Annotated in this window: 10 protein-coding genes; 2 read left to right on the top strand and 8 right to left on the bottom strand. The window is 69.3% G+C overall.

The window, feature by feature from the left end; all coding sequences use genetic code 11:
• On the top strand, nt 1–700 hold a 700-nt coding region (gene yidC, locus AB0I71_RS28230; protein WP_357589677.1), incomplete at its 5' end, for a membrane protein insertase YidC.
• A 107-nt stretch (nt 701–807) separates the two neighbouring features.
• Here the strand turns inward: yidC and AB0I71_RS28225 are convergent.
• Genes AB0I71_RS28225 through AB0I71_RS28210 form a run of 4 tightly spaced genes read right to left on the bottom strand, consistent with a single transcriptional unit; the run spans nt 808 to nt 6,348 of the window.
• Nucleotides 808–3,144, bottom strand: a complete 2,337-nt coding sequence (locus AB0I71_RS28225; protein WP_357589675.1) for a glycoside hydrolase family 3 N-terminal domain-containing protein — start codon at nt 3,142–3,144, stop codon at nt 808–810.
• 35 nt (nt 3,145–3,179) lie between these two features.
• Nucleotides 3,180–4,046, bottom strand: coding sequence for a carbohydrate ABC transporter permease (locus tag AB0I71_RS28220; protein WP_357589683.1), 867 nt, complete (start codon nt 4,044–4,046; stop codon nt 3,180–3,182).
• On the bottom strand, nt 4,043–5,041 hold the full coding sequence (locus AB0I71_RS28215; protein ID WP_357589673.1) for a sugar ABC transporter permease: 999 nt from the start codon (nt 5,039–5,041) through the stop codon (nt 4,043–4,045). Before AB0I71_RS28215 ends, AB0I71_RS28220 begins: the two co-directional genes overlap by 4 nt.
• Entirely contained in the window at nt 5,038–6,348 is a 1,311-nt protein-coding gene (locus AB0I71_RS28210) for an extracellular solute-binding protein (protein ID WP_357589671.1), read from the bottom strand. The genes AB0I71_RS28215 and AB0I71_RS28210 overlap by 4 nt, the downstream gene beginning before the upstream one ends.
• A 136-nt stretch (nt 6,349–6,484) precedes the next feature.
• On the opposite strand from AB0I71_RS28210, the gene AB0I71_RS28205 reads away from it, so the two are divergent.
• Entirely contained in the window at nt 6,485–7,501 is a 1,017-nt protein-coding gene (locus tag AB0I71_RS28205; RefSeq protein WP_357589669.1) for a LacI family DNA-binding transcriptional regulator, read from the top strand.
• 230 nt (nt 7,502–7,731) lie between these two features.
• On the opposite strand, the gene AB0I71_RS28200 is transcribed toward AB0I71_RS28205, so the two are convergent.
• Genes AB0I71_RS28200 through AB0I71_RS28185 form a run of 4 tightly spaced genes read right to left on the bottom strand, consistent with a single transcriptional unit; the run spans nt 7,732 to nt 11,051 of the window.
• Nucleotides 7,732–8,571, bottom strand: a complete 840-nt coding sequence (locus AB0I71_RS28200) for a PmoA family protein (protein WP_357589667.1) — start codon at nt 8,569–8,571, stop codon at nt 7,732–7,734.
• The gene (locus tag AB0I71_RS28195; RefSeq protein WP_357589665.1) at nt 8,568–9,200 is read right to left on the bottom strand and encodes a hypothetical protein; all 633 of its coding nucleotides are present in this window, start codon (nt 9,198–9,200) and stop codon (nt 8,568–8,570) included. The genes AB0I71_RS28200 and AB0I71_RS28195 overlap by 4 nt, the downstream gene beginning before the upstream one ends.
• Nucleotides 9,184–10,068 (bottom strand): carbohydrate ABC transporter permease, encoded by an 885-nt coding sequence (locus tag AB0I71_RS28190; protein WP_357589663.1) that lies wholly within the window; start codon nt 10,066–10,068, stop codon nt 9,184–9,186. Before AB0I71_RS28190 ends, AB0I71_RS28195 begins: the two co-directional genes overlap by 17 nt.
• Nucleotides 10,068–11,051: a sugar ABC transporter permease gene (locus AB0I71_RS28185; RefSeq protein WP_357589661.1), complete on the bottom strand. Its 984-nt coding sequence runs from the start codon at nt 11,049–11,051 to the stop codon at nt 10,068–10,070. Before AB0I71_RS28185 ends, AB0I71_RS28190 begins: the two co-directional genes overlap by 1 nt.
• Nucleotides 11,052–11,068: the final 17 nt, after the last annotated feature.

Raw genomic sequence — 11,068 nt, 5'->3', positions numbered from 1 at the left:
CCGCGACGACCGCGAGACCCTGCAGAAGGAACTCGTCGAGCTCTACCGGGTGGAGAAGGCCAACCCGCTGATGGGCTGCCTGCCGATGCTGGTGCAGATCCCGGTGTTCCTCGGGCTGCTCCACGTGCTGCGTCATCTCAAACCGACGATGCCGGAACACCTGAAGACGTTGTACGGGTGGTCGGTCACCCAGTTCGACAGCGCCTCGTCGGCCACCCTGTTCGGTGCCCCGATCGCGGGCAGCTTCGGCTCCAGCGGGCAGGACCTGGCCCTGCTCGGAGCCGACGGCGCCACGGTCCGGATCGTGGCCGCCGTACTGATCGTGACGATGATCGTCACGACCTACCTGTCCAGCCGTCAACTGATCCTGCGCAGCGGCTGGGCCGAGAACCCGCAGCAACGGATGGTGCAGCGACTGATGCTCTACGGCATTCCCGTCTCGCTGCTCGTCTCCGGACTGATCTTCCCGATCGGCGTGATCATCTACTGGGTGACAACGAACCTCTTCTCGCTCGGCCAGCAGACCTGGATGCTGCGCAGGTATCCGCCACTCCCGAGCGGCACGACCGGCCGGGGGCAGCGCGTCAGCACGCCGCAGGCTGGCGCGAACCGCACCGACGACGAGCCGGGGCGTCCGGCCGCACCGGCACCGACGGTCGGGGCGAAGCCGACGAAGCGCCGCCGCCGACGGGCCAGCTGAGTCGCGCGCTCAAAGCGCAGACGCACCAGGGCAGTTCCCGATCATCGGGAACTGCCCTGGGTCGCCCGGGCGGCCACCCATCGCGGCGGTGGCCGGCTACCCCGGAGTCAGCTGATCTCGGCGGTCGTCCAGCGGGCGGAGGCGTTGGTGACCGGCACGACGTCACCGACGAACGTGGTCGACGCCTCGACGTCGCGGCGCGCGCTCGTGCCGACCCAGAGGTCGACGTCGCCGGGCTCCACCACGCGGGTGAGCGTACGGTCGGAGAAGGCCAGCCGGGTGGTGGGCACCGTCAGCGTGACCGTGACCGACTGGCCCGGCGCCAGGTGGACCCGCTGGTACCCGAGGAGCTGCGCCACCGGTCGGGTCACCGACGCCACCAGGTCCCGGCCGTAGAGCTGAACCACGTCGTCGCCGGCCACCGCGCCGGTGTTGGTGACGCGCACGCTCACCGTCAACGCCCCGTCGGTCGGCACCGTGGCCGGAACCGCGAGGTCGGTGTACTCGAACGTCGAGTAGGACAGACCGTGGCCGAACGGCGCCGCGGGCGTCGCCAGCAGGTTTGTCACCTCGTTGCCGTCACCCAGCGTCGGATGCAGGTACGAGTACGGCTGCGCCCCCGCCGAGCGGGGCAGGCTGACCGGCAGCCGGCCCGACGGATTGACCCGCCCGGAGAGCACCCCGGCGATCGCACCGGCGCCCTCCTCACCGGGGAAGAACGTCTGCACCACCGCCGCGCAGCGGCTCAACGCCCAGTCGATCGCGTACGGCCGGCCGGTGAGCAGCACCAGCACGACGGGCTGGCCGGTCGCCAGCACCGCCTCGACAAGTTCCCGTTGCACACCGGGCAGTTCCAGATCGTCCCGGTCGCAGCCCTCGCCGACCGTGCCACGCCCGAACAGGCCAGCGTGGTCGCCGACGACAAGTACGGCGACATCCGCCGCGGTGGCCGCGGCCACCGCCTCGTCGAAGCCGGAGCGGTCGTCGTCGTCCACCTCGCAGCCGTGCGCCGAGGTGATCAGTTCGGTGCCGAACTCGGCGCGTAGCGCGTCGAGGACTGTCGGCACCTCGATGCCGGTCTCCACGTCGGGATGTTGCACGAGCACGTGGTTGAGGAAGGAGTAGCACCCGAAGAGCGCACCCTGCCGGTCGGCGTTCGGCCCGATGACCGCGATCCGGCGGCCCGCCGGCAGCGGCAACGCGTCCTGGTTGGCGACCAGGACGATCGACTTCTCGGCGAGGCGACGGGCGATCGCCCGGTGCTCGGGCGAGTCGAGGTCGACCACCTGGGCCGGCTCGTCGGTGAAGGTGGCGTCCAGCAGCCCGAGTTCCAGCTTCTGCCGCAGCACCCGCAGCACCGCCTGGTCGATCACCGACTCGTCGAGCCGGCCGGTACGCACCGACTCCGCCAGGGTCAGGTACGCGTCCCCGGTCGGCAGCTCGATGTCGACGCCCGCGGTCAGCGCCTGCACCGCCGCGTCCGCGTGGTCACCGGCGACCTGGTGCAGCAGGTTCAGGAACGCCACCCCGTAGTAGTCGGCCACCACCGTGCCGTCGAAGCCCCACCTGTCCCGCAGCACCCCGGTCAGCAGCGTCGGGTCGGCGGCCACGGGCACGCCGTCGATCTCGGCGTAGGAGTGCATCACGGAGCGCGCGTCGCCGTCGAGGAGTGCCATCTCGAACGGCACGAGCAGCACGTCGGCCAGCTCGCGCGGACCGGCGTGCACCGGCGCGAAGTTGCGCCCGGCGCGTGAGGCGGAGTATCCGACGAAGTGCTTGAGCGTGGCGTGCACGCCCTGCGACTGAAGGCCACGTACGTACGACGTGCCGAGGGTGCCGACCAGGTAGGGGTCCTCGGCGATGCACTCGTCGACCCGCCCCCAGCGGGGGTCACGGATCACGTCGAGCACCGGGGAGAGTCCCTGGTGGATGCCGAGTGCCCGCATCGACGCCCCGATCGCGGCAGCCATCTCGGTGACCAGGTCGGGGTCGAAGGCGGCTCCCCACGCCAGCGGGGTGGGGAAGGTCGCCGCCTTCCATGCCGAGAGCCCGGTCAGGCACTCCTCGTGCACGATCGCCGGGATACCGAGCCTGGTGCCCGTCACCAGGTCGGACTGGAACTTCCACAGCCATGACGCCCGCGATACGGCCTCCACGGGTCGGGTGCCGTAGGCGCGGGTGAGGTGGCCGAGCCCGTGCCGGGAGAAGTCCTCGAGCCTGCCGATGTCGCCGAACTCGCCCTGCAACGGCGCGACGGCCTCGCCCTCCGCCTTCTCCCAGAAGCCGACGAGCTGCGCGATCTTCTCCTCGATCGTCATCTGACCGAGCAGTTCACGGACACGCGTCTCGCCATCGGACCCGTACCGGTCGGGCCGGTGGTGGCCCGATCCTGTCTGGGCCGGCACCGGTGCCGGCCCGCCCACGACCTCGCGGACCTCAGTCATGCTGTGTTACCCCTTTGTGTTCGTGCCGCTGCCGCTCAGCCCTTGACCGCGCCCTGGAGGCCACCGACGATCTGCTTCTCGGCGAACGTGAAGAAAATAAGCGCCGGCAGCATTGCCAGCGAGGTGAAGGCGAGGATTCCCGCCGTGTCGGAGGTGTACTGGCTGGAGAAGTTCTGTACACCCAGCGGCAGGGTGTGCAGGCTCGCGTCACCGAGCACGAGCAGCGGCAGCAGGAACGCGTTCCAGCTCGTGACGAAGGCGAGAATACCGACGGTGACCAGCGCAGGCCGCGACAGGGGCAGCAGAATGCGCCAGAGGAAGCCGAGCCGGCCGGTGCCGTCGATGGCGGCCGCGTCCTCCAACTCGCGGGGGATGGCGGTGAGGAACGGTCGCAGGATCACGATCGTCAGTGGCAACGCGAAGGCGACCTGCGGCAGGATCACCGCGTAGTACGAGTTGATCAGGTTGAGGTCGCGCAGCATGAGGTAGAGCGGCAGGATCGCCGCTCCGGCCGGGAACAGCAGACCGAGGGTGAAGAAGGTGTAGAGCACCTCGCGGCCCCGGAAGGTGTAGCGGGCCAGCACGAACGCGGCACAGACCCCCAGCACCACGACGCCGATCGTGGTGCCCAGGGACACCACGGCGCTGTTGAACACCTGCCGCCAGAAGTCACTCTGGGTCAACACCCGGGCGTAGTTGTCCCAGACCCATGGGTCGGGCAGTCCGGCCGGATCCGCGACGATCTGCGGCGTGGTACGGAAGCCGCCGATGATCACGTAGACCACCGGAGTGATCGACACGGCTGCGACCGCGAGCGCCAGCGCGTAGGTGAGCGGGTTCCCCCACGACACCGGGCGGCGCTTGGCGGTTGGCGAAAGGACGGCGTTCGCGGCCACGATCAGTTTGCCCTTCTGGTGATGGCGCCCTCGATGTCACGACGCAGGAGGAAGCGCTGGAACAGCACCGCCGCGACGAACGAGATGGCGAACAGGATGACCGCCACCGCGTTGCCGTAGCCCCACAGGCGGGCGAAGAACCCGTTGTCCACCATGTACGTCGCCATGGTTGCCGACGCACCCAGTGACCGCACCGCGGGCACGGAGGTCACCCAGATCACGTCGAAGACCTGCAACGAACCGATCATGGACAGGAACATCCAGATCCGGATCGTGGGCCCCAGCAGCGGCAGCGTCACGTGACGCTGGATCTGCCACCAGCTCGCGCCGTCGATCGCGGCGGCCTCGTTCAGCTCCTGCGGCACGTTCGACAGGCCGGCGAGCAGAAGGATGATGGCGAAACCGACGTACTTCCAGGTGAGGACGGCCAGCAGCGTCCAGATGACGACGTCGAGGTCGGCGAGCCACGCCTGCACCAGGCTGCCCAGCCCGATCGACTCCAGCATCGCGTTGACCGTGCCGGCGTCGGACAGCAGCAGCTTCCACATGATGCCGACGGTGACCTCGGCGAGCACGTACGGCACGAAGGCCAGCAGGCGGAACACCGTCCGGCCGCGGAAGTTGCGGTTGAGCAGCAGCGCCACGCCCAGGGCGATGGGCCCCTGGATCAACAGTGACCCGAACACGATGATCGCGTTGTTGCGCAGCGCGTCGAGGAAGATCGGGTCCTGGAACGCCAGGACGTAGTTGTCGAAGCCCACGTAGTCGGTGGGCGGTCCGACGCCGCGCCAACGGAACAGGCTGTAGTAGAAGGCGAAGCCCATCGGGACCAGCACGAACATCACGTAGACGATCACGGCTGGTGTCGTGAGCCCGATGATCTCGTACCACTTGCGTCGGGTCTCGGCGGCCCGAGCTGACGAGCGCCGGGCGGGCCGGGGTCCCGCCGGCGGCGCGGATGCGCCGCCGGCGAGGTCCAGGGTCGGGTTGGTCGACGTCACTTGCGCGCGGCCGCCTTCATGGCCTCGACAACCTTCTCGGGGGTGCCGTTGCCAGCGAAGATGGCGACGATCGCGTCGTTCATCGCGTTACCGACGGTGCTGCCGAAGGCCGTGTCCAGCCAGAGCTGCACGTAGGTGGCGCTGGTAGTGGCCTCCAGGATGGACTTGAGGGCCGGGTCCTTGACGCCGTCCTCGGCGCCCTTGGCGACGGGCAGGCCGGTGCCGGTCTCGGCGTAGCCCTTCTGCACCTCGGGGCTCACGATGTACTTGAGGAACTCGACGCACTCGGCCGGGGCGTTCTTGGCGCAGGCGAAACCGTCGCCACCGCCGAGAGCCGCCTTCGGGTCACCGGCGGAACCGGCGATGGCCGGAACCGGGAACCAGCCGATGAACTTGTTCAGCGCCTCCTGGTCCTCGGTCACGGTGTCCAGGGTGCCCTTGTTCCAGTCACCCATCAGCTCCATCGCGGCCTTGCCGTTGGCCAGCAGACCGTTGGCGCTGGTCGGGTCGTTCTGACCCGGCGTGGCGATGAAGTTCGGCTGGAACGGCTTGGTGTCGATGAAGGCCTTCAGGTCCTGGCCGGCCTTGACGAAGCACTGGTCGTCGAAGTTGTTCTCGAGGCTGGCCTTGCGCAGGGTGTCGACCGAGCAGGCGCGCAGCGCGAAGTTGTACCACCAGTGCGCGGCCGGCCACTTGTCACCGGCACCGACGGCGATCGGAATGACGTTGATCGCCTTGAGCTTGGTGACCGCGTCGTTCAGCTCGTCGAACGTGGTCGGCGGCGCGGCGATGCCGGCCTGCTGGAACAGCTCCTTGTTGTACCAGATGCCCTCGATGCCCATCCGGTACGGCAGGCCGTACTGCTTGCCGTCCACCTGCCAGATCTCGACCGCGCTGCCGATGTTGGCAGCCTCGTCCTTGACCTGCTCGGTGATGTCCTTGAGGTAGTCGGCCTCGACCTGCTCGCGGATCTCACCGCCGCCCCACGCCTGGAAGATGTCCGGCGGGTCGTTGCTCAGCAGCGCGGCAGGGAGCCGGGTGCGCTGGAGCTGGTTGGTCTCGATGCCCTCGATCTCGATAGTGACCGTGGGGTGCAGCGCGTTGAAGTCCTTGGCGACCTTCTCCCAGTAGGTCTTACCAGGACCGTCCTGGGAGGCGTTGTGCCACCAGGTCAGCGTGACCGGGTTCTTGAACAGCTCGCTCTCGGCGGGTGCTTCGTCCTCACCGCCGCCGCCGCAGCCGGCGACGAGTAGTGCGGTTGTCATGGACAGCGCTAGAAAGGTGGTTGCACGGCGCTTTATAGCCATCGATGTCTCCTCGACCAGTCAGTCGGGTGCTCGGCCTGAGCGAGTTTTTCAGTCGGGTAACCCAGTGTCAATCGGTGTCGATAACGTTTTCGACTCGTCTCCGTAACCGGCCCGATGGCCCTCTATCATCATCGGCGTGGTGTTTCCCCAGCGTGTGAAGATGTCGGACGTGGCCCGCACGGCCGGCGTCTCCGTGGCGACCGTATCCAAGGTGGTGAACGGCCGTTACGGAGTGGCACAGGCGACCGTGGAACGGGTCCAGCAGGTCATCCGCCAACTCGGCTATGAAGCCAGTCTGGGAGCGCAGAGCCTGCGCAGTCACCGCACCAATGTGCTGGGCATCCTGGTCGCCGAGTTCGAGCCGTTCTCGACCGAGTTGCTCAAGGGCGCTTCGGTGGAGGTCGCCGGCACCGGCTACCAGTTACTGGCGTACTCCGGTGGCGACGGGGCCGGTACGGCAGTCGGTTGGGAACGCCGCTCGCTGGCCCGGTTGTCGGGCACGCTCATCGACGGCGCCGTGATCGTCACGCCGACCGTGGTGGAGACCAAGCAGGGCTTCCACGTCGTGGCCGTCGACCCGCACACCGGCCCGTCGGGGCTGCCGACAGTCGACTCCGACAACTTCGCCGGTGCCGTCCTCGCGACCAACTACCTGTTGTCACTCGGCCACCGTCGCATCGGGCACATCAGCGGCCGCCGCGACCTCGAATCGTCACGCCTGCGTGAGGCGGGCTTCCGGCAGGCCATGGCCGACGCGGGCGTGACCGTGGACGAGCGTCTGGTCAGGGTCGGCGGATTCCGGATCGAGAGCGCCGCCGAGACCGCCGCTGAGCTGCTCTCGCTGCCCGACCGCCCGACCGCGGTCTTCGCCGGAAACGACCTCTCCGCGATCTCCACCATCGACGTCGCCCGGAGCATGGGCCTGTCGGTCCCCGACGACCTGTCCGTGATCGGCTTCGACAACATCCCGGAATCGGCGCTCGTCAACCCGCCGCTGACCACGATAATGCAGCCGTTGCAGCGGATGGGCGCGGAGGCGTTGCGCCTGCTCGTCGACCTGATCGCCGGCGTCGAACGCGACACCCACATCCGGCTGCCCACCGAACTGGTCGTCCGCTCCTCCTGCCGCCCCTACGACCCCACCGACGCCTAGCCACCCCGCCGCCCCGCCACCCGGCGTCACCCCGCCCCGCCGCCCGCCGACCCCCGCCCCGCCGCTCGGCACCCCGCGCTCGGCGCTGCGAGATGCGGCATCTCGCGGTATCCCTGGCGCCGGAGACCCCGACATGCCGCATCTCACGAGCCGGCCCAGAGGCCGAGCCAGACCCAGAGGCCGAGCCACGCCCAGAGGCCGAGCCAGGGCCCGACGCGTTGAGGCGGTGGTCAGTGGCGGGCGAGGGCGGCGGCGGTGTCCCGGTCGAGTTGGCCGTCGACGACGACCACCCGGTAGTGCCCGCGCCGGCTGGTACCGGCCGGGATGGTCCGGGTCTGCTCGAAGGCGAAGGCCACACAGACCCCCGGATACATGGCGGTCCGGACGAACCACCGGTCGCCGTCGCCGAGGCCGTTGAAGACCAGGGTGTACGCCCCACCCTCCGGCGCCCGTGCCCGCATCGCCACCCAGGGTTCCGCGCACCCGTTGACCTGCTCCTCGCCGGCCAGCCGGGCGGTGAAGACCTCGGGCGGCTCGGCCGCCACCGCGCGCCAGAAGAATCCGCCGTAGCCCGCGCCGCCGGGGCGGCCGTTCGTGGCCGGGCTACCCAACGTGACGTCGCGATCGGTGGGCGCGGCGAGGGTGCTGGTCAGGTCGAGCCGCCACGCGCTCCGCTGACCCGGCACCGCCGAGGCGGTGAGCACCCGCCGCTCGGTGAGCAGCACCCGACCCTCGGGGTCACACCAGTGCAGCCGGTGGTCGAGCCGGTCCGTCGCCAGGTGTTCCCATCCGGTGTGCACGATCCGGCCGTGGTCGGCGCGCCACGTGTAGCCGGTGCCCCGCACGTACGTCCGCCCGCCCCACAGGTTGGTGCCGGCCACGTCCTGCACGGCCAGCGACGCACCCAGGTGCCACACGTGATCGGCGGGCAGCACGTCGGTGACCTGGGTGCCGGCCAGGGTACGCACCGGATGCAGGTACGGCCGGGGCCCGTGCCGGACGTCGAGGTCGGGAGCGAGCACGTACCGGGCGACGGGCGTGCCGTCGACGACGAGCTGCGGGTCGGTCACGACAGCTCCGCGCGGGCGACCGGACGGCGTCGGGCGACGGCGTGCACGGCGGCCAGCGCGTACCCGGCCAGGATCGGCACCGCCACCGGAGTGACAAGCACACCCAGCACGACCACGAGGACTGCGGTGCCGGCGAGCGCGGCCCAGTTCGCGGGGTGGTCGAGGCAGGCGCGGGCGGCCCGGGTGACCGCCGACCGCCACCCGGTGCCGCCGGCACGCCCCACCTCGACCACGATCGCGGCGGCGTAGCCGAGCAGGGCCGCCGCGACGACGATTGTGAGAACCAGCGCCACCGTACCTCCCGGAACGCGGCCGGTGGCCAACGCGGCCAGGTCCGCGACGAGCAACCCGGCGGCGGCCGACCCGATCAGGACCACCGGCAGCCCCGGCAGCAGCGCCCGACCGAAGCGCGACAGCGTACGCCGAGCGGGCGGCCAACTGCCGGTGGTGAGCCAGTCGTGCACGGCCGCGCTGGCGGTGCCGACCGCGGCACCGGCGGTCAGCACCGGTGCCGCGGCGAGCACGGCCAGGATGCCAAGCAACGCGAGGTCGGCGGCGTCGCTGACGGTGTCGCGCCAGTCCCGCCCCGACCCGCGCCGCTCGGCGCGGGCGTCAGCCCTTGAGTCCACTGGTGTTGATCCCCTCGACGAGCATCCGCTGGAAGGCCACGAAGAACAGGAAGACCGGCAGCAGGGACAGCACCGCCATGGCGAACATCGGCCCGACGGCACTCTGGCTCGTCGAGTCGATGAAGAGGGTCAGCGCCACCGGGACCGTGTAGTCGCTCAGGTTGGACAGGAAGACAAGTTGCCGGAAGAAGTCGTTCCAGGTCCAGATGAACGAGAAGATCGCGGTGGTGACCAGGGCGGGCCGGCTCAGTGGCAGGATGACGTGCCGGAAGATGCCGAACGCGTTCGCGCCGTCGATCCGCGCCGCCTCGTCCAACTCGCGGGGGATGCCGCGCATGAACTGCACCATCAGGAAGACGAAGAACGCCTCCGTGGCCAGGAACTGCGGGATCAGCAGTGGCAGATACGGCCACTCCCCGCCGACCAGACCCAGGGTGCGGAAGAGGATGTACTGCGGGACGATCAGCACGTGCCCCGGCAGCAGCAGGGTGCCGATCATGACGGCGAACCACAGCCCGCGCAGCCGGAACTTCAGCCGGGCGAAGGCGTACGCGGCCAGCAGGCAGCTCACCGCGTTGCCGACCACGGTGAGCAGGCTGACCATGGCGCTGTTGAGGAAGAAGCGGGCGAAGCTGACGTCGAAGTTGGTCCACCCGGCCGTGTAGTTGCCCGGGGTGAAGTTCCGGGGCAGCAGGCCGATGTTGTTGACGATCTCCTCCTGCGACTTGACGGAGGTGCCGATCATCCAGAACAGCGGGTAGAGCACGACCGCGACAATGGCCAGCAGCACGACCAACCGGAGCCAGGAACGGCTGCGGGGGCGTTGCGGGCGGGTCGCCACGGGCGCGGCGACGGTACCGGCCAACATCAGCGGTCCTCCCCGTCGGAGTAGTGCACCCAGAACCGGCCGGTGCTGAAGAAGATCACCGTGATGGTCGCGATGGCGATCAGGAACACCCAGGCCATCGCGGAGGCGTAGCCCATCTCCAGGTCGGTGAAGCCGGTGATGTAGAGGTTGAGCGTGTACATCAGGGTCGAGTCGACCGGCCCGCCGGTGCCGTTGCTGAGCACGAACGCGGCGGTGAAGCCCTGGAAGCCGTTGATGGTCTCCAGCACCAGGTTGAAGAAGATCACCGGAGAGAGCATCGGCAGGGTCACGTTCACGAACTGCCGGAACTTGCCAGCCCCGTCGACCGAGGCGGCCTCGTACAGCTCGGTCGGCACCTGCTTGAGCCCGGCCAGGAAGATCACCATCGGCGCGCCGAACTGCCAGATGGCGAGCACCATAAGCGTCTCCAGCGCCCAGTCCGGGTCGTTGACCCAGGGCTTGCCCTGAATGCCGAAGAGGGCGAGGAACGAGTTGAACGCGCCGTCCCGGTTGAACATGTTGACCCAGACGATGGCCAGGGCCACGCTGCCGCCGAGCAGTGACGGCAGGTAGAACAGGCCACGGAACAGCCCGACTCCGCGCCAGGCCCGGTTGAGCAGCAGCGCGACCCCGAGTGCCGCGGCCAGTTTCAGCGGTACGGCGATCAGGGCGAAGCTGAGGGTCACCCGTACCGAGTGCCACCACGAGGGATCGCTTGTGAACATCCGCTCGTAGTTGGCCAGCCCCACCCACTCCACCTCGGAGAACGGGGTGAGGATGTCGTAGTTGGTGAAGCTCAGGTAGAGCGACAACAGCATGGGTATCGCCGTGATGCCCATCAGACCGATGAGCCAGGGCGACAGGAAGACATAACCGGCCAGACCTTCTCCGTGCCGGATCCGTCCGGTCCCGCGCCGGTTGGCGTCGGGCCGGACGGATCCGGTGCCGCGTCGGGTCGGGTCGGGCGCCGTGGTCAGGGCCACGAACTGCTCCTCTCCGG

The organism is Micromonospora sp. NPDC049891 (assembly GCF_040660295.1).
Taxonomy (GTDB): Bacteria; Actinomycetota; Actinomycetes; order Mycobacteriales; family Micromonosporaceae; genus Micromonospora.
The sequence above is the reverse complement of the archived record's forward strand: the minus strand, read 5'-3'. Positions and strand labels throughout refer to the sequence as shown.